General features: G+C 65.1%; 22 protein-coding genes. 4 read left to right on the forward strand and 18 right to left on the reverse strand.

The genetic code is table 11. The features are described 5' to 3' along the window. Window positions 1-159: 159 nt before the first annotated feature. From WDX12_RS12540 to WDX12_RS12560, 5 genes are all read right to left on the reverse strand, one after another. Complete coding sequence (locus WDX12_RS12540; protein WP_434725074.1) at window positions 160-1449, reverse strand: cysteine desulfurase-like protein; 1290 nt, start codon at window positions 1447-1449, stop codon at window positions 160-162. A gap of 43 nt (window positions 1450-1492) precedes the next feature. Next, complete coding sequence (locus WDX12_RS12545; protein WP_434725075.1) at window positions 1493-2167, reverse strand: amino acid ABC transporter permease; 675 nt, start codon at window positions 2165-2167, stop codon at window positions 1493-1495. A gap of 164 nt (window positions 2168-2331) precedes the next feature. Next, complete coding sequence (locus WDX12_RS12550; protein ID WP_320294415.1) at window positions 2332-3129, reverse strand: ABC transporter substrate-binding protein; 798 nt, start codon at window positions 3127-3129, stop codon at window positions 2332-2334. An 89-nt stretch (window positions 3130-3218) separates the two neighbouring features. Further along, on the reverse strand, window positions 3219-4418 hold the full coding sequence (locus tag WDX12_RS12555; RefSeq protein ID WP_434725076.1) for a pyridoxal phosphate-dependent aminotransferase: 1200 nt from the start codon (window positions 4416-4418) through the stop codon (window positions 3219-3221). 162 nt (window positions 4419-4580) lie between these two features. Continuing rightward, window positions 4581-5342, reverse strand: a complete 762-nt coding sequence (locus WDX12_RS12560; protein ID WP_434725077.1) for an HpcH/HpaI aldolase family protein — start codon at window positions 5340-5342, stop codon at window positions 4581-4583. 123 nt (window positions 5343-5465) lie between these two features. Here WDX12_RS12560 and WDX12_RS12565 point away from each other — a divergent pair, with 123 nt between their 5' ends. Further along, complete coding sequence (locus WDX12_RS12565) at window positions 5466-6557, forward strand: LLM class flavin-dependent oxidoreductase (RefSeq protein ID WP_434725078.1); 1092 nt, start codon at window positions 5466-5468, stop codon at window positions 6555-6557. On the opposite strand, the gene WDX12_RS12570 is transcribed toward WDX12_RS12565, so the two are convergent. From WDX12_RS12570 to WDX12_RS12630, 13 genes are all read right to left on the reverse strand, one after another. Continuing rightward, the gene (locus WDX12_RS12570; RefSeq protein ID WP_320294418.1) at window positions 6558-6953 is read right to left on the reverse strand and encodes a RidA family protein; all 396 of its coding nucleotides are present in this window, start codon (window positions 6951-6953) and stop codon (window positions 6558-6560) included. Window positions 6954-6997: 44 nt separating this feature from the next. Continuing rightward, entirely contained in the window at window positions 6998-8146 is a 1149-nt protein-coding gene (locus WDX12_RS12575; RefSeq protein ID WP_434725079.1) for an acyl-CoA dehydrogenase family protein, read from the reverse strand. Window positions 8147-8264: 118 nt separating this feature from the next. Continuing rightward, complete coding sequence (locus WDX12_RS12580) at window positions 8265-9077, reverse strand: enoyl-CoA hydratase family protein (protein WP_434725080.1); 813 nt, start codon at window positions 9075-9077, stop codon at window positions 8265-8267. Beyond that, window positions 9074-9538, reverse strand: coding sequence for a MarR family winged helix-turn-helix transcriptional regulator (locus tag WDX12_RS12585; protein ID WP_434725081.1), 465 nt, complete (start codon window positions 9536-9538; stop codon window positions 9074-9076). Before WDX12_RS12585 ends, WDX12_RS12580 begins: the two co-directional genes overlap by 4 nt. Beyond that, entirely contained in the window at window positions 9532-10305 is a 774-nt protein-coding gene (locus tag WDX12_RS12590; protein ID WP_434725082.1) for an SDR family NAD(P)-dependent oxidoreductase, read from the reverse strand. The genes WDX12_RS12585 and WDX12_RS12590 overlap by 7 nt, the downstream gene beginning before the upstream one ends. Further along, window positions 10302-12596 (reverse strand): bifunctional salicylyl-CoA 5-hydroxylase/oxidoreductase, encoded by a 2295-nt coding sequence (locus WDX12_RS12595; protein WP_434725083.1) that lies wholly within the window; start codon window positions 12594-12596, stop codon window positions 10302-10304. The genes WDX12_RS12590 and WDX12_RS12595 overlap by 4 nt, the downstream gene beginning before the upstream one ends. A gap of 198 nt (window positions 12597-12794) precedes the next feature. Then, window positions 12795-13394 (reverse strand): VOC family protein, encoded by a 600-nt coding sequence (locus WDX12_RS12600; RefSeq protein WP_320294424.1) that lies wholly within the window; start codon window positions 13392-13394, stop codon window positions 12795-12797. A gap of 81 nt (window positions 13395-13475) precedes the next feature. Beyond that, the gene (locus WDX12_RS12605; protein WP_434725084.1) at window positions 13476-14300 is read right to left on the reverse strand and encodes an ATP-binding cassette domain-containing protein; all 825 of its coding nucleotides are present in this window, start codon (window positions 14298-14300) and stop codon (window positions 13476-13478) included. Next, complete coding sequence (locus tag WDX12_RS12610; RefSeq protein ID WP_434725085.1) at window positions 14293-15171, reverse strand: ABC transporter ATP-binding protein; 879 nt, start codon at window positions 15169-15171, stop codon at window positions 14293-14295. The genes WDX12_RS12605 and WDX12_RS12610 overlap by 8 nt, the downstream gene beginning before the upstream one ends. After that, entirely contained in the window at window positions 15168-16016 is an 849-nt protein-coding gene (locus WDX12_RS12615; protein WP_434725086.1) for an ABC transporter permease, read from the reverse strand. The genes WDX12_RS12610 and WDX12_RS12615 overlap by 4 nt, the downstream gene beginning before the upstream one ends. Beyond that, window positions 16009-17016: an ABC transporter permease gene (locus tag WDX12_RS12620; RefSeq protein WP_434725087.1), complete on the reverse strand. Its 1008-nt coding sequence runs from the start codon at window positions 17014-17016 to the stop codon at window positions 16009-16011. Before WDX12_RS12620 ends, WDX12_RS12615 begins: the two co-directional genes overlap by 8 nt. 70 nt (window positions 17017-17086) lie before the next feature. Beyond that, the gene (locus WDX12_RS12625; protein ID WP_434725088.1) at window positions 17087-18616 is read right to left on the reverse strand and encodes an ABC transporter substrate-binding protein; all 1530 of its coding nucleotides are present in this window, start codon (window positions 18614-18616) and stop codon (window positions 17087-17089) included. Window positions 18617-18796: 180 nt separating this feature from the next. Next, on the reverse strand, window positions 18797-20371 hold the full coding sequence (locus tag WDX12_RS12630) for a phytoene desaturase family protein (protein WP_434725089.1): 1575 nt from the start codon (window positions 20369-20371) through the stop codon (window positions 18797-18799). Window positions 20372-20492: 121 nt separating this feature from the next. On the opposite strand from WDX12_RS12630, the gene WDX12_RS12635 reads away from it, so the two are divergent. From WDX12_RS12635 to WDX12_RS12645, 3 genes are all read left to right on the forward strand, one after another. Continuing rightward, window positions 20493-21284: a cyclase family protein gene (locus tag WDX12_RS12635; RefSeq protein ID WP_434725618.1), complete on the forward strand. Its 792-nt coding sequence runs from the start codon at window positions 20493-20495 to the stop codon at window positions 21282-21284. Window positions 21285-21585: 301 nt separating this feature from the next. Then, complete coding sequence (locus WDX12_RS12640) at window positions 21586-23157, forward strand: phytoene desaturase family protein (RefSeq protein WP_434725090.1); 1572 nt, start codon at window positions 21586-21588, stop codon at window positions 23155-23157. Beyond that, window positions 23157-23639, forward strand: coding sequence for a MarR family winged helix-turn-helix transcriptional regulator (locus WDX12_RS12645; protein WP_434725091.1), 483 nt, complete (start codon window positions 23157-23159; stop codon window positions 23637-23639). Before WDX12_RS12640 ends, WDX12_RS12645 begins: the two co-directional genes overlap by 1 nt. Window positions 23640-23642: the final 3 nt, after the last annotated feature.

Consider the following 23642-nt stretch of genomic DNA (forward strand, 5'->3'; position numbering starts at 1 on the left):
CAGACCCATGCCGTTACCTCACTCGAAAGGCGCAGCGGTGCAGAATTCTGCACCGTGAGCGGCGCTCATACGTCACGGAATGGATCCTCGGGTCTGCGCCGCGTCGCTTCGCTCCTTGCTTCGCCCGTGGATGACGACGCCGAGCTAAGTGCGTCCAGCCTACGACAGCTTCGCAACAATCGCCCGCAGCGCTTCCCCAAACCGGCGCACTTCCTCCACCGTGTTGTAATGCACCAGGGAGGCGCGGATCGCGCCGCTGTCCATCGACAGGTTGAGCCGCTTCATCAGCCTTGGCGCATACATGTGGCCGTCGCGGATGCCGATCTGCATGGCCGCCATCTCCTCGACGATCCTTTGCGGCGACAGCTTGCCGATGTTGAAGCAAAAGGTCGGCACGCGCTCGTGGATGCGCCCCTCGTCGGCGACGCCGTAGATGGTGGCGCCGCAATCCTTCAGCACCTTCATCATCTCGCGCGCCAGCATGAGCTCATAGTCGCGGATGGCGTTCATGCCGGCGACGATGTTGTCGCGGCGCGAGCGGTTGTTTTGGGCTAAGAAGTTGCGGCCGATCGATTCCAGGTAGCGCACCGCCGCATCCATGCCCGACACATTCTCGTAGATGAAGGTGCCGGCCTCGACCTTGTAGGGCGGCTCGTTCGGAATGAAATCCTCGCGGAAGGTCGGCAGCCGCTTCAACGTGTCGAAGCGGCCCCACAGGAAGCCCATATGCGGCGAGAAATTCTTGTAGCCGGAGCAGACGAGATAGTCGCACTGCCAGGCCTGCACGTCCATCAGTCCGTGCGGTCCATAATGCACGCAGTCGAGGAACACTTCTGCGCCGGCGGCATGTGCGATTTTCGCCACCGAGGCGACGTCGACGATCGAGCCGATCGAATGCGCTGTCACCGTGCAGGCGACGAGCCGGGTACGCTCCGACACCAGCGGCTTGAGGTCGTCGACATTGAGATTGCCGTCCTCGCGCATGCGCCACCATTTGAACTTGGCGCCGGCCGATTCCAGCGCCAGCCAGGTGGCGATGTTGGCGTCGTGGTCCATGTCGGTGATGACGATCTCGTCGCGTTCCCCATCACCGTCTTTGGCAAGCATCTGGCCGATGCCGAGGCTGACCAGGCGGATGAACGAGGTGGCGTTCATGCCGAAGCAGATTTCGGACGGGCTGTAGGCGTTGATCAGAAGCGCCACACTCTCCCGCGCCTCGGCGACCGACTGGTCGACGGTGACGCTGCGGCCATAGCGGCCGCCGCGCTGCACATTGTGCGACACCAGGTGGTTGGTCACCGCGTCGAGCACGCTCTGCGGGATCTGCGCGCCGGCGGCATTGTCCATGAAGATGAAGTCGCCGGCCTGCTTGAGCGCCGGAAACATGGAGCGGATTTTTTCGACGGGGAACGCGGCGACGTTCGTGTTGTCGGTCTGATGCTTGTTCACGGGTAAGCTCCTGCGAAGGACTTGGATGGGGACTTGGTGGGCGTCAGCGCGTCTTCTCTGTCTGGAAGCGGCGCTCGAGCAGGCTGACGAGGCGAACCATCGGCCAGAGGAAGATGAGATAGACCAGCGCGGCGCCGATCAGCGGCGAGGGGTTGGCGTAGAGCGACTGCGCATTGGTCGCTTCCTTCAAAAGTTCCGGCAGCGCCACGGTCGAGGCCAGCGAGGTATCCTTGAACATCGAGACGCAGTTGCTGGTCATCGGCGGTATGACGACGCGGATCGCTTGCGGCAGCACCACCTTGCGCAAGGTGAGCATGAACGGCAGGCCAAGCGCCTGCGCCGCCTCGAACTGGCCCTTCGGAATGCTCTCGATACCGGAGCGGAACACTTCGGCCGAATAGGCCGACATGATGATGGCGAAAGCAGTGACGGCCGAGGCCCATGACGACAGGCGGATGCCGAGGAAAGGCAGCGCGTAGTAGATCAAAATCAGCACCACCAGCACCGGCAGGGCGCGGAAGATGTCGGTGTAGCCGATGGCGAGCCAGCGCAGCGGCTTCGGCCCGTAGAGCCGCAGCAGGCTGATCGCCAGCCCGACCGCGATGCCGATGACGATGCTCATCACCCCGAGCAGCAGCGTGTTGAGGAAGCCGCGCAGCAGCGCCGGCAGGCTCGACGCAATGACGTCGGGATTGAAGAAGGTGTCGATCAGCGACATGGGAGCGTTCCCGAACCGTTTGCGTCCTACGACGCTAGACTAGAGCCAGACCCGGGCTACCGGGATCGGCCTAGCCGACCGGATGCGATCCCGGGAGGGGCATGCGTGAAAACGAGACGTGCCGGCCTTCCGAGCCGGCACGTCCCCGTTCTGCCCGTCGCCGCTCATGCCTTGGGCAGCGGCATTTCCTTGACGGTCGAGGAGTCGGCCGGCGCGTCGGTGCCGAACCACTTCTTGTGGATGGCGGCCAGCGTGCCGTCCTTCTTCATCGCCGTCAGCGCATCGTTCAGCTTGCCGAGCAACGGATGGTCCTTGCTCATCATCAGCCCGTACTGCTCGCCGGTCTTGATGCGCTGCTTGACGACGAGGTCCTTCATCTTCTGGAAGGAGTACTGCATGCCGGGAATGTCGCTGACAGCGGCATCGACGCGGCCGGCGCTGAGGTCGAGCAAAAGATTCTGCTGCGTGTCGTAGCCCTTCACGTCGCTGTAGCCGTCGGCCGCCTGGTGGTTCTTGACCCAGGTCTCTCCGGTCGAGCCGGACAGCACGCCGACGATCTTGCCCTTGAGGTCGGCCTCGGTGTTGATCGCGCTGTCGGTCTTGGTGGCGATGCCCATGTCGGAATCATAGTAGGGCTGGGTGAACGACAGCGTTTTCAGGCGCTCCGGTGTGATGGTGATCGAGGAGATCGCGACATCGATGCGGTTGGAGCTGACAGCCGCGAACAGCGCCTGGAAGCCGAGATCGGCGATATCGGTGGTCATACCGATGCGCTTGGCCGCTTCGTTGATGATGTCGACCTCGAAGCCCTCGAAAGTGCCGCTCTCGTTCTTGTATTCGAAGGGCGGATTGGTCGGGTAGGCACCGACATTGAGCACATCGGCGGCATAAGCGGTGGCGGGGCCGGCGGCGATGCCGATGGCGGCGGCCAGAACAAGCAGGTTGCGACGCGTAAAGCTCATTTGGTTTCCCTCTGGGTCTTCCCTCTGGTTGTTGATCGGGCGGGGCTGACCCCGCACGGTTTCTTGCCGTCCCGCCTCCCAGCGGGGCGTCAATTCATGGCGGCGACCATGCGGGTGAGCGCCGTTTCTATCTGGCCGCTGTCGCGACACACGCACATGCGCAGGAACGCTGCGGCCGAATTTCCAAACAGATGACCGGGCGCCAGCCCGACCCGCGCGGTTTCCAGGATCCTGGCGCAGACCTGCCGCGCATCGCTTTCGCCTTCCATGGCAAAGAAGGCATACATGCCGCCGCGCGGTTTGGTCGGCAGGATGATGCCGGGGATTTGCGCCAGCCTGTCATAGGCAAGGTCGAGGCCGGTCCTGATCCGCTGCCTGATTTCCTCGACCAGCGGCTCGCCCTGGCGGATGGCGGCAACGGCGCCCGCCTGGATCGGTGCCGCTGTGCCGCTGTTGATATATTGCGTCATCGCGCCGAGCTGGTCGGCAACGCCCGATGGATGCGTCAGCCAGCCGATGCGCCACCCGGTCATCGCCCAGGCTTTGGAAAAACTGTTGACCGACAGCACCCGGTCGCCGTCCTCGGCGATCTGCAGGATCGAGGGCGCGACGTCGCCGTCGAAATAGAGGCGGCCATAGACCTCGTCGGAGATAATCCAGATGCCGGTGCGCCGGCTGAAGTCGAGCAGCGCCTGCATCTCCGTGCGCGTAGCGGTCCAGCCGGTAGGGTTGGACGGCGTCGACAGGAAGATCGCGCGGGTGCGCGCATCGCAGCTTGCGAACAGCCGGTCGAGATCGAGTTGCCAGTCGCCCTTGAAGTCGAGCGAGAACGGACGCGGCTCACCGCCGATCAGGTGGATGGCGTTGTGGATGTTGGGCCATTGCGGCGCGACATAGACGACGTTGGTGCCGGTATCGACCAGAAGTTCCAGCGCCAGGTACAGCGCCTGCATGCCGCCCGGCGTCACCGTGGTGCGGGCGATCGGGATGGAGCGGCCATGGATGCGGGTCTGGTAGTCCGACAGCGCCTCGTTCAGAGGTCCGTGCCCGCGCATGTTGGGCACGTAGAAGGTCAAGCCCTCGTCGAAAGCGGCCTTCGTCGCATCGCGGATGAAGGCCGGCGTCACCACGTCGCCTTCGCCGTACCAGAGCGCGATGACATCGCCGAGCTCACGTGCGCGGACCGCCAGGTTTGCGATGTTCTCCGTGTGCAGGTCGCGAATTTGCGCCCGCACGCCATCGAAAGCATAGCGCGCGCTGGACGACGACTGGGGCAACACGAACGACAAGGACTGAAACCCCTTCCTCCAACGATGGACCGACCGGAAAAGCCCCTCCGCCACGGCGGTCGCATCAGCTTCGGATGCTATCCAAAGCGCTGCGCTTTTCAAGGCAAAAGTTTTAAGCTTAAAAAGTTTCTTGGCCCGTTGCCTCGCCGATAGGCCCTTTGGCTAGTCTAGCTCGGCGCGCGCGGCGGTAGCGTTCGCCGCCGCGCCGGCGCCAAGAAACATCGTGTCGCTGGCCAGCACGAAGAAGCTCGCGCCCATGGCCGCCCATCGGCCGACATTCTGCGGGCTGGCGCAGAATATGCCGGCGGTCCGGCCCCGCGCGACGGTCGCGGCGATGATCGTCCTGATCGCCTGGGAGAGCTTGTCCGCGCCCGCCGGTCCGACGGCATCGATCGACACCGAGAGATCGCCTGGGCCGACGAAAATCAGGTCGACGCCGTCGACGGCTGCGATCGCCTCGATATTGGCCAGCCCCCCGGCGGTCTCGACCTGAATGGCAACGATAATCCGGTCATTCGCGGCGGCCAGATATTCGGGAATGCGATAGCCATAGCCCGCGGCTCGTCCCGGTCCGACACCGCGCTCGCCGAGAGGCGGATAGCGCGAGGCTTTCACCGCCATCTCGGCCTGCGCGGCGGTCGAGACGCGAGGCACGAGCACGCCTTGCGCGCCACTGTCCAGCGCCGCCTGGATGGCTTCGGGCGCATGGCCGGGAACCCGCACCATGGCCGGCACGCGATGCACGTCGGCGGCGCGCACCATGGCCTCGATCATGTCGCGCGAGATCTGTGCGTGCTCCCAGTCGATGCAGAGGAAATCGAGGCCGGACGATGCCATCACTTCGACCGCGACCGGGTGGGGAATGGCGGCGAAGGACCCTATGAGGTTCGTCTTGCCGATGCATTTCTGGCGGAACTCGCTCATGTCCATCCCCTTTTCCTGTTGCCCAAATGCATATCCGCAAACGACGGTGACGCGAAGCTGTTTCAGGCTTGAAATATTTTTGCCCGGGCCTAGCGTGTGGGTCTTCCGCCGCGAGTTAGAGACATGATCAAAACGCATCCCCTGCACGGCCCGAACAGACTGAAGCTCGGCGTCTTTTCCACCAACGCCGATGGCGGGCTGGCCATCACCGATGTGCCGGAGCGCTGGACGGCAAGCTGGCAGGATAATCTGACGGCGGCGCAGATAGCCGACCGCGCGGGCCTCGAATTCATGCTGCCGATCGCCCGCTGGCGCGGCTTCGGCGGCCGCAACAAGGTGCGCGAATTCTCCTTCGAGACGTTCACATGGGCAGCCGCGCTTGCCGCCGCGACCGAGCAGATCGGCCTGTTCATGACAGTGCATGTGCCGTTGGTGCATCCGCTCTACGCCGCCAAGGCGCTGGCGACGGTCGACCATGTCAGCCAGGGCAGGGCGGGGCTCAACATCGTCTGCGGCTGGAACCCGAAGGAATTCGGCATGTTCGGCACGCCGCTGGTCGAGAAGGGTTATGACCAGGCCGCCGAGTGGATCGAGATACTCGAACGTCTCTATGCCTCAAGCGAGCCGCTCGACTATGAGGGCGCCTATTACCGGCTGAAGGAGGCGGTGAGCCGGCCGGCCAGCTTGCAGGTGCCGGGGCCGGTGACGATGAACGCCGCTTTCGGCGGCCCGGGCCGCGATTTCGCCGCCGCCCGATGCGACTACCTGTTCACGACCTTCTCCGAGATGAGCGATGCCGGCAAGCATGTCGCCGATATCGGCGAGCGTGCCGCCAAGGTCGGCCGCGACGTCGGCGTTTATACCGTGGCGCATGTGGTCTGCCGTCCGACCTTGGAGGAGGCGCAAGCCTATTACACGCGCTACGCCGTCACGATGGCCGACCACGAAGCCGTCGATGCCCATATGGCCGGCAAGAAGGAATTCTCCAAATCGCACGACCCGCACGCCTATGACCGCTACCGCCAGCGTTTCGCCGGCGGCGCCGGCACCTACCCGCTGATCGGCACGCCGGAGACGATCGCCGCCGACATGGCGGAAATTGCCGGACATGGCTACCAGGGCATCGCGCTGTCCTTCGTCAACTACACCCAGGAACTGCCCTATTTCTGCGACCACGTTCTGCCGCTGCTGAGGCAGGCGGGGTTTCGCCAGTAGCTACTCCGGTATCACCGCGGTCGCCTGGATCTCGATCTTGGCCCGGTCCTCGACCAGCGCCACCACCTGCATGGCGGCCATCGCCGGAAAATGCCGGCCGATCACGTCGCGATAAGCCTCGCCGATCCCCTTCAGATTGCCGACATACTCGGCCTTGTCGGTGAAGTACCAGGTCATCGAGGTGATGTGCCGCGGCTCGCCACCGGCTTCGGCCAGCACGGCGACGACGTTGGCCAGCGTCTGGCGCACCTGGCCGACGAAGTCGTCGGTCTCGAATTTGCATTCGGCATTCCAGCCGACCTGACCGCCGATGAAGACAAGCCGGCCACGCGCGGCCACGCCATTGGCGTAGCCGATCGGCTTGGCCCAGCCTTCGGGCTGCAGGATCGTGTGCATGTCTGGCCTCCCCCTATTTCAAATTTGCTTCGCAAGGCATCGCGTCATGCCCCGCCCATCACCTGCCTGGCGATAACCACCTTCTGCACATCCGAGGCGCCCTCATAGATGCGCAGCGCCCGGATCTCGCGATAGAGGCTCTCGACGATGTGGCCTTTGCGCACGCCGTCGCCGCCATGCAGTTGCACCGCCTTGTCGATCACCTCCTGCGCCTTGTCGGTGGCGAACAGCTTGGCCATCGCCGCCTCGCGGGTCACCCGCGCGGCGCCCATGTCCTTGGTCCAGGCGGCACGGTAGATGAGGAGCGCGGCGGCGTCGACATCGAGCGCCATATCGGCGATGTGGCCCTGCACCATCTGCAACTCGGCCATCGGCGCGCCGAACAGTTTTCGTTCGGACGCACGCTTCACGCTCTCGTCCAGCGCGCGCCGCGCGAAACCGAGTGCCGCGGCGCCCACCGTCGAGCGGAAGACGTCGAGCACCGACATGGCGATGCGGAAACCATCGCCGGGCTTGCCGATCAGCGCGGAAGCCGGGATTCGGACGTTGTCGAAGGACAGTCGCGCCAGTGGGTGAGGGGCGACCACCTCCAGCCGTTCGGCGATGCCGAGACCCTTGGTGTCGGCGGGAACGATGAAAGCGGAAATCCCCTTGGCGCCGGGCGCCTCGCCGCTGCGGGCGAACACGACATAGAGATCCGCGATGCCGCCATTGGAGATCCAGGTCTTTTCGCCGGAAAGCACATAGTCGCCGCCGTCGCGCGTGGCCGCCATCTCCATGTTGGCGACGTCTGATCCCGAGCGTGGCTCCGACAGGGCAAAAGCCGAGATCGCCCGGCCGGCCCGGGTCTTTTCCAGCCAGCGCTGCTGGTCCGGCGTGCCGAACAGCGTGATCGCCCCGGTGCCGAGCCCTTGCATGGCGAAGGCGAAATCGGCGAGCCCGTCATGGCGCGCCAGCGTCTCGCGCGTGATGCAGAGCGTGCGCACGTCGAGCGGGCCGGGAGCGACCGGGTCGAGCGCCGTCGGCTTCAGCCAGCCATCGCGGCCGAGTTTCGCCACGAGGTCGCGGCAGGCGGCGTCGACGTCGTGATGATCGACGGGGAGGTTTTTCGCACACCAGGCGTCGAGTTGTTCGGCGAGTTGGCGGTGGCGGTCTTCGAAGAAGGGCCAGTTGAGGAAGGAACGGTCAGGCATTTGTGCCTCCGCAGGTCTGCGAGGTTAGCGCTCTACGGCGCCCCCCTCTGTCCTGCCGGATAGTCCGGCAGGACAGAGGGGGGCTTTCCCGCCTGCGTCTCCAAGAACGCACCCATCCTCAATTCCCCTCGAACACCGGCTTTTCCTTGGCCACGAACGCGTTATACGCCCGCTCGAAATCGCCGGTCTGCATGCAGATCGCCTGCGCCTGCGCTTCGGCCTCGATCGCCTGGTCGAGGCCCATAGACCATTCCTGGTTGAGCTGCGTCTTGGTGATGCCGTGGGCGAAGGTCGGGCCGGAAACGATGCGTGCCGCCATGTCGAGCGCATCGGCTTCGAGCGCGGCGGGCTCGACAAGGCGATTGTAAAACCCCCAGCGCTCGCCCTCGGCCGCGTTCATGGTGCGGCCGGTATAGAGCAGCTCGGCGGCGCGGCCTTGGCCGATGACGCGCGGCAGGATCGCGCAGGCGCCCATGTCGCAGCCGGCGAGGCCGACGCGGGTGAACAGGAAGGCTGTCTTTGCCTCGGGCGTCGCGATGCGGATGTCGGAGGCCATGGCGATGATCGCGCCGGCGCCCACCGCCACGCCGTCGATCGCCGCAATGATCGGCTTGCCGCAATTCAGCATCGCCTTCACGAAGTCGCCGGTCATGCGCGTGAAGGCGAGCAGTTGCTTCATGTCCATCTTGACCAGTGGCCCGATGATGTCGTGAACATCGCCGCCCGAGCAGAAATTGCCGCCATTGGGCAGGAACACCACGGCGTCGACATCGTCGGCATAGACGAGGTCGCGAAAGGTGTCGCGCAGCTCGGCATAGCTGTCGAAGGTCAGCGGGTTCTTGCGCTCGGGACGGTCGAGCCGGATTTTCGCGACCCGACCGTCGACCTGCCAGAGGAAGTGCTTGGGCTTGAGCTTTGCCATGGCGCTCATTCGCGTCCCTCCCAATTGCTGCGGAACGATTTCAGCATGCCGGCCAGCCGCCGTGCCTCGTCCTCGCTGACATTGCCGAGCAGCTCGCCGACCCAGCTCTCATGCGCGGCGGCGATCGCGGCGAAAGATTTCGTGCCGTCGTCGGTCAGCCGCACCATCGAGGTGCGCCGGTCGCCATTGCGCCGCGACCGCGTCACCAGCCCTTCCGAAACGAGCCGGTCGACGATGCCCGTCACATTGCCGTTCGACACCAGCAGGAAGCGCGACAGGTCGCTCATCAGCATGCCTTCCGGCACGCGATAGAGCGCCGCCATCACGTCGAAGCGCGGCAGCGTCGTGTCGAACTCCTTCTTCAGCCGCTCGCGCAGCTCGGCCTCGATGGTGCGCGAGGCGCGCAGCAGGCGTATCCAGAGCCGCAGCCTGTCCTTGCCCGGTCCGGCGGACGTCGGTCCCGCTACCATGTTTCGCCTCCCGACACCGAGATCGCCTGCCCGGTGATCGACCGCGCGGCATCGCTGCACAGCCACAGCACCGCCGTCGCGACTTCTTCCGGCTGGATGAAACGCCCTTGCGGGTTCGTCGTCGCAAGGCTCGCGCGCGCCTCGTCGGTGGAGCGCCCGGTCTTCTCGACGATGTGCTGGACGGATTCCTCCAGCATGTCGGTTTCGACGAAGCCCGGGCAGACGGCGTTGACGGTGACGCCGGATTTGGCGGTCTCCGCGGCCAGCGCCCGCATCAACCCGACAACGCCATGCTTGGCGGCGACGTAAGGCGCGACATAGGCATAGCCTTTGAGGCCCGCGGTCGAAGCGACGAAAACGATCCGCCCCGTCTTCCGCGCGAGCATGCCCGCCAGCGCCGGCTTCACCGTCAGGAAGGCGCCGGTGAGGTTGACTTCGAGCGTACGCTGCCAATCGGCAAGCGCGGTCTTGTGCGCCGGCGCGCTGCCCGCCATGCCGGCATTGGCGACGACGATGTCGAACGGCCCGCGCGCGGCCTCCGCCTTCTGGTACAGGACCGCCATTTCGGCCTCGTTGGTGACGTCGGCGGCGAATCCAAAGATGCGGTCATTCTGCTTCGCGACCTCGGCCAGCGCCGCCTCGCGTCGCCCGCAGATGGTGACGGCTACGCCTGCTTCCGCCAGCGCCAGCGCGATGGCCTTGCCGACGCCGGAACCGCCGCCGGTCACCAGCGCGTGCTTGCCGGCGATTTCGCGCGCGGCGCTCATACCTTGAGCCCCGCTGCGGCTTCGCGCTCGGCCAGCCGGTAGATCTGGTCGCGCCCGGGCAGATAGGGATCGGGCCATTTGACACCGCGGTCGCCGAGCGTCACCGCCGCGTGCAGCGTCCAGTAGGGATCGGCCAGGTGCGGCCTGGCCAGCGCCACCAGGTCGGCGCGCCCGGCCATCAGGATCGAGTTGGCGTGATCGGGCTCGTAGATGTTGCCGACCGCCATTGTCGCCATGCCGACCTCGTTGCGTATGCGGTCGGAAAACGGCGTCTGGAACATGCGGCCATAGACCGGCTTGGCCGCGATCGAGGTCTGTCCGGCCGAGACGTCGCAGAGGTCGACGCCGGCCTCGCGCAGCAGTTTTGCGATCTCGACCGCGTCGGCCGGGGTCACGCCCTCGATCCCCACCCAGTCATTGGCCGAGATGCGCATCGAGATCGGCTTTTCCGCCGGCCACACCGCGCGCACCGCGTGGAAGATGTCCAGCGGATAGCGCATGCGGTTTTCCAGCGAGCCGCCATAGGCGTCGGTGCGGCGGTTGGTCAGCGGCGTGATGAATGCCGACAGCAGATAGCCATGCGCGGCGTGGATCTCCAGCATGTCGAAGCCACAGCGCTCGGCCATCTGAGCCGAGGCGACGAACTGATCGCGGACCAGATCCATGTCGGCGCGATCCATCGCCTTCGGTACCTGGTTCTTCGGCGACCATGGCACGGCCGAAGGTGCCATCACCGGCCAGTTGCCGGAGGGCAACGGCACGTCGGTTCCTTCCCAGCCGACACGGGTCGAGCCCTTGGCGCCGGAATGGCCGATCTGGGCGCAGATCTTTGCCTCGGTCTCGGCGTGGACGAAATCAACCAGCCGCTTCCAGGCGACCTCATGTTCCGGTTTGTAGAAGCCCGGGCATCCAGGCGTTATGCGCCCTTCGGGGCTGACGCAGGTCATCTCGATATAGAGAAGCCCGGCGCCACCCTTGGCGCGCTCGGCATAGTGCGAAAAATGCCAGTCGGTCGGGCAGCCGTCGACGGCCCTGTACTGCGCCATCGGCGAAACGACGATGCGGTTGGCTAAAGTCATGTCGCGCAGCTTGAACGGCGCGAACATCGGCGCGCGGCGCAAGCTGTTGCCGCCGGCGCCGGCCTTGCGCTGGAACCATTCCTCGGCGCCCGCCAGCCATTCCGCGTCGCGCAGGCGAAGGTTCTCGTGGCTGATGCGCTGCGAGCGGGTGAGCAGCGAATAGTTGAACTGAACTGGATCGAGACCGAGATATCGTTCGACTTCCTCGAACCATTCGAGCGAGTTGCGCGCCGCCGACTGCAGCTTCAGCACCTCAGTGCGCCGCGCATCCTCATATTTGCGGAAAGCCGCTTCGAGGTCGGGTTCGGACTCGACATAATCGGCAAGCGCCACCGCGCTTTCGAGCGCGAGCTTGGTGCCGGAGCCGATCGAGAAATGCGCCGAAGCCGCGGCGTCGCCCATCAGCGCCAGGTTCTTGTACGACCAGCGCTCGCACAGCACGCGCGGGAAGTTGATCCAGGCAGACCCGCGAATGTGGTTGGCGTTGGTCATCAGCGGATGGCCGCCGAGATGTTTTGCGAAGATGCGCTCGCAGACGGCGATCGATTCCTGCTGGGTCATCTGGCCGAAGCCGAAGGCTTGCCAGGTCTCTTCGCTGCATTCGACGATGAAGGTCGCGGTCTCGCTGTCGAACTGGTAGGCATGCGCCCACACCCAGCCATGCTCCGTCTTCTCGAAGATGAAGGTGAAGGCGTCGTCGAATTTCTGCGTCGTACCCAGCCACACGAACTTGCATTTGCGGGTGTCGATGTCCGGCTTGAAGACATCGGCGAAGGCCGCGCGCGACTTCGAGTTCAAGCCGTCGGCGGCAACCACCAGGTCATGCGTTTCCATGAACGGCCTGGGATCGGCGATATCGGTCTCGAACTTCAGGTTGATGTTGAGCTCGCGGGCGCGCCGCTGCAGCAGGATCAAGAGCCGCTTGCGGCCGATGCCGCAGAAGCCGTGGCCGGAAGACACGGTGCGCACGCCGTCATGGATGACGGCGATGTCGTCCCAATAGGCGAAATGCTTCTTGATCCAGACGGCGCTGACCGGGTCGTTTTTGGTCAGGTTTTCCAGCGTTTCCGCCGACAGCACCACGCCCCAGCCAAACGTGTCGTCCGGGCGGTTGCGCTCATAGACCGTCACCTCATGCGCGGCGTCGCGCAGCTTGAGCGAGATGGCAAAGTAGAGTCCGGCCGGCCCGCCGCCGAGAACCGCAACCTTCATGTCTTGCGATCTCCTCTAGAGCAATTCCAGGAAAAGTGCGTAGCGGTTTTCCGTGCGGAATTGCGTAAAACGCTCTAAGGGTCTCCGGAGCCGCCGAATGGACCAGCGGCTCCGAATATCAGTATCACGCTCGACGGAAATTATTTCAAGCTTAAAGTTTCATAATTGAACGATGATCGGACGATGGATGCGGTCGGATCATTTTGTCGGGTCTTTTGGGCTCCACAGCACCGTCTCCGCGCCCTTCTCATAGGCCATGCCGGTCGGGTAGCTGATCGCTTCCAGCTGCAGCCCCCACGGTGCCTGGAAATAGAGGATGGTCTGGCCCGCGGCCGGGCCTTCCTTCACCGGTAGCGGCCCCAATCGTGTCTTCACGCCCTTGGCCTCCAGATAGGTCTTCGCGGCGGCGACGTCGTCGACATAGAAGGCGATGTGATAGCCGCCGATATCGCTGTTCTTGGGCGTTGCATCCTTCTGGTCGGGCGCGGTGTATTTGAACAGCTCGATGTTCGAGCCGTAGCCGCAGCGCACCATGGTGATCTCCTCGATCACTGCCTTCGGATCGACGCCGAGCAGGTCCTGCATGAAGGTGCCCTTGTCGTCGGCGAACGGCCCGAAGGACATCGCCTTCTTGCAGCCGACGACATTGGTGAAGAAGTCGACGGCCTGCTTCATATCGGGCACGGTGATGCCGGTATGGTCGTGTCCGCGCATGCCGGGAATCGAATCCGCCGAGGCGGCTCCCATTGCGCCGAACAAGGAGGCAGCGAAGACCGCCGCCTGGATTGCGTATTTCATGTCACCCTCCGTTGGCGGGCCGACTTGTCCCTGCGCACATCCGAGGCCCGCTGGTCGGCGTGCGGATAGTCAAAACTCACCTCATGCCGGCGCCCGAGGCTGCAGCCAGTCCGGATCGATCTCCGGCAGCGGAATGGCGGCGAGCAGGTCGCGCGTGTAGGTTTCCTTCGGGTTGTCGAACAGCGCGTCGGTGGCACTGGCCTCGACGATCCTGCCTTCGCGCATGACGATGACCTGCTGGCAGAGCCGCCGGATCACCGACAAATCGTGGCTGATGAAGGCGACGGTCAGCCCCATCTCGGCCGCCAGCTTCTCCAGCAGCGTCAGGATTTGCGCCTGCGTCGAGACGTCGAGACCGGAGACGATTTCGTCGGCCAGCACGAATTTCGGCGACAACGCCAATGCTCGCGCGATGCCGACGCGCTGCCGCTGGCCGCCTGACAGTTCGTGACGGTAGCGGCTGGCAAAGCTCTGCGGCAGGCCGACGCGCTGCAGGGCTTCCGCGACGCGTTCCTTCAGCCGGTCGCCAAGCCCGTTCTGCCTCAAGGGGGCGGCGATGATGTTGAAGATCGTATGCCGCGGATTGAGCGACGACATCGGATCCTGGAAGATCATCTGCAGGTCGCGGCGTAGCGGCCTTAGCTCAGCTTCCGAAAGACGGCTGATGTCGCGCCCCTCGAAACCGATCGAGCCGGCGCTCGGCTCGAGCAGCCTGACCAGCGCGCGTCCGAGCGTCGACTTGCCGGAGCCGGACTCGCCGACGATGCCGGTGACCGATCCCTTGGGCAGATCGAAGTCCAGCCCTTTCAGGATTTCTGCCAACGGCGCGCGGCCGATCAGCGGCTTGCGCGTCATGTCGGGCAACGCCACCTTCAGCCCCCGCACGGAAAGCAGCGGCTCAGCCATGGCCGGGCCTCCACTCCTTGTCGGCCGCTGCAATCTCGGCCGCCAGCCCCGCAAGCACGCTCTCGTCGACGGGCTTCAGCGAGGCGTAGGGATCGGTGTAGCGCGGCGTCGCCGCGATCAGCGCCCGCGTGTAGGGGTGTTGCGGGGCCGCGAAGAGGGCTGCGGTTTCGGCCTCCTCGACCATCTTGCCGGCATAGAGCACCGACACTTTCTGGCTGATCTTGGCGACGACGCCGAGATCGTGGGTCACGAACAGGATCGCCGTGCCATGGTCGCGCTGCAGTTGCGCGATCAGCCGCAGGATCTGTTTCTGCACCGTCACGTCAAGCGCCGTCGTCGGCTCGTCGGCGACGATCAGCCTCGGCTCCGCCGCGAAGGCCGCCGCGATCAGCACGCGCTGGCGCATGCCGCCGGATAATTCGTGCGGGTAACTTTTCAGCACGCGTTCCGGGTCGCGGATCTGCACCTCGTCGAGCAACTGCCGGATACGCTTGTCGGCTCTTTCGCCACTCCAGCCGAGGATGCGCACCAGCCGGTCGGTCATCTGCGCGCCGATGCGGCGCGAGGGGTTGAGCGCGGTGAGTGGATCCTGCGGGATCAGCGCCGTGCGCGCTCCGATCAGATTGCGCCGCGCCTTGGCATCGAGCCGACCCAGGTCCTCGCCCTCGATCAGCATCTCGCCTTCGACGATCCGCACGCTTTTCGGCAGCACGCCGAGCACCGCCTTGCCGATCATCGTCTTACCCGCGCCGCTTTCGCCGACCAGCGCCCGCACTTCGCCCGGCCGGACGGCAAGCGACACGGAGCGCAGCACGCGCTGGCCGTTGGGCAGCACAGCGCTCAAGCGGCGGATGTCGAGGCACGCGCTCATCGCAGCACCGGATCGAAGCGCGCCTTCAGCGCTTCGCCGAACTGGCTGAAGGAAAGCACGGTGAGGATCAGCGTGATCAGCGGGAACACCAACACCCACCAGGCCTGATGGATCGACAGCCGGCCCTCGGCGATGATGCTGCCCCAGGTCGGATCGTCGGTCGAGATCGACAGATTGACGAAGGAGAGGATCGCCTCGACGATCATGGCGATGCCCATTTCGAGCGACAGGAGCGCCACCACCGACGGCAGCACATTGGGCAGCACTTCGCGCAGCATGATGCCGATCCGGCCATAGCCGGCGATGCGCGCGCTCTCGACATAGTCCATGCGCGCCTGGCTCATCGCCTCGGCTCGGATCACCCGGCAGAAGCGCGTCCAATCGATGATCGCGATGGCGAGGATGACGGAACTGAGGCCTGTGCCCAGCACCGCGACCAGGAGGATCGCGAACAGCACCGGCGGGAAGGCCATCCAGACATCGACGATGCGCGAGATGATGCGGTCGGCCCAGCCGCCGAAATAACCGGCGATCAGCCCGAGCGCCGAACCGATGAGGCAGGCGGACGTCGCGGCGGCGAAAGCGACGATGAAGGCGATGCGTCCGCCGAAGATCAGCCGCGAGAGAAGATCGCGTCCCAGGCTGTCGGTGCCCAGCCAATAGCCGGGCTCGGCGCCATCCAGCCAGAAGGGCGGCAGGCGCTCCAGCATCAAATCCTGCGCCAGCGGGTCCTGCGGCGCGATCAATGGCGCGAAGATCGCCGCCAGCAGCGCCAAGAGCAGCCAGCCGCCGGCCAGCCACAGCCGCGGGCTCAGGCCGCGTCGGGCAATGCGCGCCTCATCCATGGCGCAGCCTCGGATTGAGCAGCGCATACATCATGTCGACGGCAAGGTTGATCAGCGCGAAGAGCAGCGCGAACACCAGCACGATGCCTTGGATCAGCGGCAGGTCGCGATTGATGACGGCATCGATCGCCATGTTGCCGAGGCCCTCGTAGGAGAACAGCCGTTCGACGATGACGGTGCCGCCGATGAGGAACGTGAACTGTACGCCGACCAGCGTCAGCGTCGGCAGCGCCGCGTTCTTCAGCGCCTCGCGCAGGATCACCTGCGTTTCGGAAAAGCCTTTGACCCGCGCCAGCACGACATAGTCGAGGTCCAGCACTTCCTTCAGCGACTGCTTCAGGAGCTGAGCGATGATCGCCGCCAACGGCAGCGCCAGCGCCACTGCCGGCATCAGCATGTGCTTCAGCAGGTCCCAGGTGAGGTCGAAGCGGAGCCGAAGGATGCTCTCGACAAGATAGAACTGGGTGACGAAAGGCAGGTCCAGCTGCGGCGAAACTCGCCCTGAAATGTCGAAGACAGGCACCAGCACGCCGAACAGCAGGATCAGTACCAGGCCCCAGAGGAAATCGGGAATGGAAAGCGTAGCGCCGCTGGCGATGTCGATGCCCGCTTCGACAGCCGTGCCGCGCGAGCGCGCGCCAAGGATCGCGGCCGTGGCGCCGATCGCGATCGCCATCAGCAGCGCCACGGTCGCAAGCTCCAGCGTCGCCGGCAGCCGATTGAACACCAGGCCGAGCACGTCCTGGCGCAGCGAGATCGAGGTGCCGAAATCGCCATGCAGCACGCCGCCGAGCCAGATGAAGAACTGCTGCACGATCGACTTATCGAGCCCGTAGAGCGCGCGCAGCCGCGCAATGTCGTCATTGCTGGCGCCGGGCGGCAGCATCATGGCGATCGGGTCGCCCGGCGCCACGCGGATGACCACGAAGACGACGATGGCGACGCCGAACAGCGTCACCAGCATCGTCAACAGGCGAACGAGAAATCTCTGCAGCAGCATGCGCCCATATGTCCGAATGAAAATGCGCGCCGTCTTGCGGACGGCGCGCGTGGTAATCCAGGACCGAGGATCAGGCGGCCGGGGTCATCAGCGCCGGCAGCAGCGCGCCGGACACATGCTGCACGACATTGACTTTCTTCGAGTGCACGATCGGCTGCGCATATTGCATCAGCGGCAGCACATAGGCCTGCTCGGCGATGTACTTGTCGACGGCCTTCCAGCCGGCGATGCGCTTGGCCTCGTCCTTCTCGCCCCAAAGCGGGTTGATCATGTCGATCAGGTCCTGGCTGTCCCACACCGAGTGCGGGCTTGGGCCGTACATGGCGAAACCGGTCGAGGTGGTCGGGTCGCCGATCGAGTTGCCCCAATTGTAGAAGGCCGCCGGCGCCAGCTTGTCGGCGGCGCGCAGCTCGTAGTGCTTGGCGATCTCGTAGACCTCGATATTGGCCTCGATGCCGACCTTGCGCCACATGCCGACGATCGCCTGGATCATCTCATAGTCCTTGGGCTTGAAGCCCTTGGTGGTCTGTATAGTGAATTTCACCGGCTTCTTGGTCGAATAGCCGGAAGCGGCGAGCAGTTCCTTGGCCTTTTCCGGATTGTGCTCGACCTTGATCGACGGATCGAAGGCCGTGTATTCCGGCGTCTCCAGCGTGGCGATCGGCTGGCCGTAGCCGCGCAGCAGCCGCTTGACCAGCAGCTCCTTGTCCACCGCCATCACGGCCGCCTGGCGCACGTTCTTGTCCAGCATCGCCTCGATGTCGTTGAAGAAGATCATGCCGATGTCGGAGACGTTCTTGATCGAGCCGGCCAGCCCGTCCTTCTTGATGAGGCGGTCATATTCCTCATAGGGAATTTCGAGCGTCACCTGCGAGGAGCCGGATTCGATCTCGGCGACGCGGCTCGCCGCGTCGGTGACGAACTTGATCGTCACATTCTCGAAGGCGGGCTTCGTGCCCCAATAGTGCGGATTGGCCTTCAGCCGCAGGAAGGCGTTGCGCTCGAACTTGTCGACCATATACGGACCGGTGCCGATTGGCGCCTTCTCGAAGCCCTCGGCGCCGACCTTCTCGTAATAGGCCTTCGGCAGGATGTAGCCGGTCAGGAACGACATCCACTTGAAATAGACCGGGTCGAACTGCACGACATCGCCGGTGATCTTGTTGCCGTCGATCTTGAAGTTGTTGACGTTCTTCCAGACGAACTGGATCGGGTTGCCGGTCTTCTCGTCGCCGGCGCGCTGCAGCGACCAGACCACGTCTTCCGCCGTGAAGGGCGAGCCGTCATGCCATTTCACGCCGTCGCGCACCGTCATCGTCACCTTGGTGCGGTCGTCGTTCCAGCCCCATTCGGTGAGCAGTCCGGGCGTGAAGGAAAGGTCCGGCTTCTGCCCGATGATCTGGTCGAACACCGACTGATAGAGCCCCTGGATGGTCGGGTTCACGGCCGAGGGTCCGGTCGTCGGGTCCCATGAGGGCAGGTTGACGTTGTAGGCGATGGTGAGCTCGTCCGCCGCCTTTGCCGCCTTCGGCAGGCCCAGCGTCGCCGCACCGATCGCCACGGCGCCATACCCAAGCAAGTCACGTCTGTTGATGGTCATGGTCGTTCCCCTTGTTGGTTGTCATTTGTCCGCGCGGCTTTTTCATTCGGTGTTGGGCAACCGCGCCTTGTCCATCCCGGAATTCTAGTTCACCGTTTCACGGAAACGGCGAAACGCCCTATCTCTTTGTTTTTACGCAATTCCGGGCGGAAAACCGCTCACACTTTTCCTGGAATTGCTCTAGTTCCCTCCCAGCTGTTGGGCGAGCATGAAGCCGGAGCCTGCGCCCGTCCCGGCGCCGGGCCATGTCGCGGCGCCGGTGAGGAAGAGGTTCGAGACCGGCGTGTTCCAGCGCGCGAAGCCACGCGCCGGACGGAAGAGGAAATTCTGCGCCAGATGGTGGCTGCCGCAGATCTGGTCGCCGCCGACGAGGTTCGGGTTCTCGCGCTCGAGGTCGAGAGGCGAGAAGATCGCACGGCCAAGGATCTTTTTGCGCAATCCCGGCGCGTAGCTCTCGATGATGTTGAGCACGCGCTCGGCATAGGCGTCCTTGACCGCGTCCCAGTGAGCGGGGGCGATCGTGCCGGCCGCATCGCCGAGGATCTCCGCCGGCAGCATGCGCACCTGCACCCACAGCACATGCTTGCCTTGCGGCGCGCGCGACGGATCGACGGCCGTCGGCTGGCCGACCACGAGCACCGGCTGGTTGGGCAGCAGCCCGGCGATCGCCTGCTGGTAGACATGTGACATGGCGTCGAGCGACGGCGCCAGATGCACATAGGCGAATTGGCGAAGCTCGGCGCCGGCGCTCCAGTCCGGCAGATCGTCCAGTGCCAGATGGATCATCATCGTGCCCGGCGCATGGCGGAATGTCTTCATCGCCGCATCGAAGCCGGCGTCGCCGGAGCCATTGGGCAGCAGCCTGCCCGGCAGCGCTTTCGGCGCCACGCCGGCAATCACAGCCTTGCGCGCGACATGGGTTTCGCCGGATGCCAGCCGCACCCCGGTCGCCTTGCCGCCCGAAACCATGATTTCGGCGATTTCCGCGCCGGTGGCGATCTCACCGCCGGCCGCGGTGACCATGCCGGCCAGCGCGCGGATGATGGTGTCGGCGCCGCCTTTGCCCAGCACCATGCCAAAACTCTGGTTGGCCATCGATTCCAGGTAGGGAAACACGGCGCCGCCGGCGATGTCGGGCGCGAAGTCGAGATGCATGCCCCAGGCCGCCAGCGTCGTGCGCACATGCGGCGTCTCGAAATTCTCTTCCAGCCAGGCGCGCGGCGATGACAACAGCAATCGAACCGTATCGAGCGCGCCGGCCAAGCCCTTCTTGCGCCACAGGTTCCAGCCCGTGCCGGCCAGCGCCCATGCGCTCATCGGCGAGCCCAGCAGGCGGAACAGGTGTTCGGCCTCGCCCGGAAAGGCGCCGACCAGCCGGCGCCATGCGGCTGCATCGGCGGCGGAGAAGGCAGCCAGCCGCGCCGCCGTCTTTTCGAGGTCGTTGCTGACGCCGAACCATGTCCCGTCCGGGAAAGCGCTGGCGAAGCAATCGGCCACGGGCGCGAATTCCAGCCCGTGGCTGTTCAATTCATTTGCATATTTCCGGTGGAAGGCGGAGCCGGCGAACAGGCTCAGATTCATCGCGCCGAAATCGTGCCGGAAACCGGGAAGCGTGTATTCGGCGGTCCGCACCGCGCCGCCGATTGCCGCGCTGCGCTCGAAAACCGCTATTTTCCAGCCTTTGAGCGCCAAATGCGCGGCGCATGCCAGACTGTTGTGGCCCGCCCCGACAAAGATGGCGTCGAACTCGCTCACGCCCCGCCCCAAAAATGCTTTATGCTTAAAGATAATTGCAGATGCATATGTTTTCGTCTAGTAGGTATATTAAGGGCCGCAACGAGCCTTGATGATCACCGACAAGAGGGAACGAAAGACCATGGACACGCAGAAACTCCTCGGCGAGGTCGCCGGCCAGCTGCTCTCGGGCGCCATCAAGGTGGTCGACCTTACGGCGCCGCTCGGGCCGAACACGCCGCTGATCAAGCTGCCGCCGGAACTCGCCGTCGACACGCCGAAGGTCGAGATCCACGAGATCTCCAAATACGACAAGAACGGTCCGTGGTGGGCCTGGAACTGGCTGAAGCTCGGCGAGCATTCGGGCACGCATTTCGACGCGCCGCAGCACTGGATCACCGGCAAGGACTATCCGGACGGCGCCACCGACACCATTCCGGCGCAGAATTTCATCGGCCCGGTCAACGTCATCGACTGCTCCAAGGAGTCGGCGGCCGACCACGATTTCCTGCTCACCGTCGACCACATCAAGGCCTGGGAAGCCAAGCATGGCGCCATCAATCCCGGCGAGTGGGTGGTGATGCGCACCGACTGGTACAAGCGCAATGGCTCGGAAGCCGAGTTCCTCAACGCCAACGAGACCGGCCCGCATACGCCCGGCCCGACGGCGGAAGCCATCCAGTTCCTGATCAGCAAGGATATCAAGGGCTGGGGTTCTGAGACGATCGGCACCGATGCCGGTAAAGCAGGAGGGATGGAGCCGCCATTCCCTGCGCACACGCTGATGCACAAGGCCAACCGCTATGGCCTCGCCAGCCTGTGCAACCTCGACCAGCTGCCGCCGAAGGGGGCGATCCTGATTGCCGCCCCGCTCAAGATCGAGCGCGGCACCGGCAGCCCGATCCGCGCGCTGGCGCTGGTGCCGGGCAAGTAAGGCAGGGTGGCGGTCTTCGGGAGAAGATCATGCTCGAGGGCAATGGAATGATGGAGTCGAGGCGGCCGTCTTGGAGCATCGGTGCTCTACGGCGCCCCCCTCTGTCCTGCCGAACATCTCCCCCTCAAGGGGGGAGATTGTATGTCACGCCGGCCTTCGCCAACCTCCAAGATTGCAGGACGGCGCGGGGCGCCGAAGCTGCCAATCTCCCCCTCAGAGGGGGAGATGCCCGGCAGGGCAGAGGGGGGCGCGAAGGAACTCGGCATGGAGCGATTGACGCTCCCTTACCCGGGAGCCCCCAATGACCGCCCCCGATCACATCGTCGTCGGCAGCGGTATCAACTCCCTGGTCTGTGCGGCGATGCTTGGCGCCAAGGGCGCCAAGGTGCTCGTGCTCGAGCGCAACGACCGCATCGGCGGCTGCATACGCACCGAGGAGATCACGGCGCCGGGCTTCGTCCATGACGTGATGGCCACGACCTTCGTGCTGTTCATCACCTCGCCGGCCTTTGCCGCGCTCGGCAAGGACCTTGCGCGGCACGGGCTGGAGTTCTGCCACACCGCCACGCCGACAGGCGTGCTCACGCCCGACGGCAGCCATGCCGTCATCACCACGGACCGCGCCGCCAACATCGCGGCGCTGAACCGGACCGCGCCCGGCGACGGCGACCGTCACGGCGGCGATGTCGGCGGCATCGAGCGCAATGCCGGGCTGCTGTTCGGCCTGCTCGGCGGCGCGCTCTGGTCCTATCCGACGACGAAGCTGCTCGCCGGCGAGGCCTGGCGGCGCGGCCCGCGCGACCTTGCCGCCTTCATGGGCGAGGCGCTGGTGCCCGCGCGGGGTTGGTTGGAAACGACTTACAGTTCCGACCTCGTCCGCGCGCTCTGGGCGCCCTGGGTGCTGCATGCCGGGCTCGGACCGGAAGACGCCTTCTCCGGTCAGATCGCCAAGGTCATCGCCTTCGCGCTGGAGGCCGCCGGCGCGCCGATCGTCAAGGGCGGCGCCAGGAACCTGCTCGCCGCCTTCGAGGCGCTGATCAAGGAACGCGGCGGCGAGATCCGCGTCAATGCCGACGTCGCCTCGATCGTCCAGAGCGGCGGCCGGGCCCGCGGCGTGCGGCTCGCGTCCGGCGAAACGCTGAACGCCACGAAGAGCGTCATCTGCTCGGTCACGCCGACGCAGCTCTACGGCCGCCTGCTCGGCAGGGATGCGCCTGAACGCGACGTCGAGGCGACGCGCGTTTATCGCTACGGCAAGGGCAACTTCCAGATCCACTATGCGCTGAGCAAGCCGCCGGCCTGGCGCGGCGAGGGCCTCGACAAGGTGGCCCTGCTGCATCTGACGCCGGGGCTCGATAGCGTGTCGAAGGCCTGCAACGAAGCAGTGCGCGGCCTGCTGCCGGAGGTGCCGACGATCTGCATCGGCCAGCCGCATGCGCTTGATCCGACGCGCTGCCCGGACGGCAAGGCGATCCTCTGGCTGCAACTGCCCGAGGCGCCGCGCCACATCAAAGGCGATGCCGCCGGCAAGCTCGAAGCGCCCGCCGACGGCCGCTGGAGCGAGGCGCTGCGCGAGGCCTATGCCGACCGTGTCGAGGCGATCCTCGCTAATCACATCGACGGTTTCCGCGAGACCGTGATCGCGCGCCGCGCCTATTCGCCCGCCGATCTCGAAGCGATGAACGTCAACCTGGTCGGCGGCGATCCCTATGGCGGCTCGTCGACCATCGATCAGTCCTTCCTGTGGCGGCCGTTCAAGGCAAGCCGCAACCACGAGACCGGCATCAAGGGCCTCTATCATATCGGCGCCTCGACCCATCCGGGCGCCGGACTCGGCGGCGGCTCCGGCTTCCTTTTGGCGGGCAGGCTCTGATGGAACAGAAGCTCGAGGAAAGGCGCCAGCGCATCTCAACACTCGGCCAGATCGGCCTGCAGCAATTCGCGCCCTACCTGATGAACCGCATCATGGGCCGCTACAACGCCACGCTGCGTGACGACTTCCGCAAGCAGGGCCTGACCATTCCGCAGGTGCGCACGCTGGCCGTGCTGTCGGTCACCGACGGCGTCACCGTCAACGACCTCTCAGTCTACACGGTTATCGAGCAGTCGACCTTGAGCCGCACGCTCGACACGCTGGAAGGCCAGGGCCTGGTGCGGCGCGAGCAGGGCGTCAGCGACAGCCGCTTCCGCCATGTTTTCCTGACCGATGACGGACGGGCACTGTTCACCCGCGCCTGGCCGGCCATGCACGATGCTTTCGAGGCGATGTTCGACGATGTCGACGATGCCGAATACGCGGCGCTGATCGCGACGCTGCAAAAAATGCTGAAGAACATTCGCAAGCACGAGATCTAGATG

Source organism: Mesorhizobium sp. RIZ17, assembly GCF_051127865.1.
GTDB classification, from domain to species: Bacteria; Pseudomonadota; Alphaproteobacteria; order Rhizobiales; family Rhizobiaceae; genus Mesorhizobium; species Mesorhizobium humile.

Excerpts from the sequence above, each read along its gene's own strand:
- WDX12_RS12560 (WP_434725077.1), bottom strand. The coding sequence starts at position 5,342 with ATGAGCGAGTTCCGCCAGAAATGCATCGGCAAGACGAACCTCATAGGG.
- WDX12_RS12590 (WP_434725082.1), bottom strand. The coding sequence starts at position 10,305 with ATGAGCGCCGCGCGCGAAATCGCCGGCAAGCACGCGCTGGTGACCGGC.
- WDX12_RS12635 (WP_434725618.1), top strand. The coding sequence starts at position 20,493 with ATGGACACGCAGAAACTCCTCGGCGAGGTCGCCGGCCAGCTGCTCTCG.
- WDX12_RS12640 (WP_434725090.1), top strand. The coding sequence starts at position 21,586 with ATGACCGCCCCCGATCACATCGTCGTCGGCAGCGGTATCAACTCCCTG.
- WDX12_RS12570 (WP_320294418.1), bottom strand. The coding sequence starts at position 6,953 with ATGCACACGATCCTGCAGCCCGAAGGCTGGGCCAAGCCGATCGGCTAC.
- WDX12_RS12600 (WP_320294424.1), bottom strand. The coding sequence starts at position 13,394 with ATGAAATACGCAATCCAGGCGGCGGTCTTCGCTGCCTCCTTGTTCGGC.
- WDX12_RS12585 (WP_434725081.1), bottom strand. The coding sequence starts at position 9,538 with ATGGTAGCGGGACCGACGTCCGCCGGACCGGGCAAGGACAGGCTGCGG.
- WDX12_RS12610 (WP_434725085.1), bottom strand. The coding sequence starts at position 15,171 with ATGAGCGCGTGCCTCGACATCCGCCGCTTGAGCGCTGTGCTGCCCAAC.
- WDX12_RS12615 (WP_434725086.1), bottom strand. The coding sequence starts at position 16,016 with ATGGATGAGGCGCGCATTGCCCGACGCGGCCTGAGCCCGCGGCTGTGG.
- WDX12_RS12565 (WP_434725078.1), top strand. The coding sequence starts at position 5,466 with ATGATCAAAACGCATCCCCTGCACGGCCCGAACAGACTGAAGCTCGGC.
- WDX12_RS12645 (WP_434725091.1), top strand. The coding sequence starts at position 23,157 with ATGGAACAGAAGCTCGAGGAAAGGCGCCAGCGCATCTCAACACTCGGC.
- WDX12_RS12575 (WP_434725079.1), bottom strand. The coding sequence starts at position 8,146 with ATGCCTGACCGTTCCTTCCTCAACTGGCCCTTCTTCGAAGACCGCCAC.
- WDX12_RS12595 (WP_434725083.1), bottom strand. The coding sequence starts at position 12,596 with ATGAAGGTTGCGGTTCTCGGCGGCGGGCCGGCCGGACTCTACTTTGCC.
- WDX12_RS12625 (WP_434725088.1), bottom strand. The coding sequence starts at position 18,616 with ATGACCATCAACAGACGTGACTTGCTTGGGTATGGCGCCGTGGCGATC.
- WDX12_RS12545 (WP_434725075.1), bottom strand. The coding sequence starts at position 2,167 with ATGTCGCTGATCGACACCTTCTTCAATCCCGACGTCATTGCGTCGAGC.
- WDX12_RS12550 (WP_320294415.1), bottom strand. The coding sequence starts at position 3,129 with ATGAGCTTTACGCGTCGCAACCTGCTTGTTCTGGCCGCCGCCATCGGC.
- WDX12_RS12605 (WP_434725084.1), bottom strand. The coding sequence starts at position 14,300 with ATGGCTGAGCCGCTGCTTTCCGTGCGGGGGCTGAAGGTGGCGTTGCCC.
- WDX12_RS12620 (WP_434725087.1), bottom strand. The coding sequence starts at position 17,016 with ATGCTGCTGCAGAGATTTCTCGTTCGCCTGTTGACGATGCTGGTGACG.
- WDX12_RS12580 (WP_434725080.1), bottom strand. The coding sequence starts at position 9,077 with ATGAGCGCCATGGCAAAGCTCAAGCCCAAGCACTTCCTCTGGCAGGTC.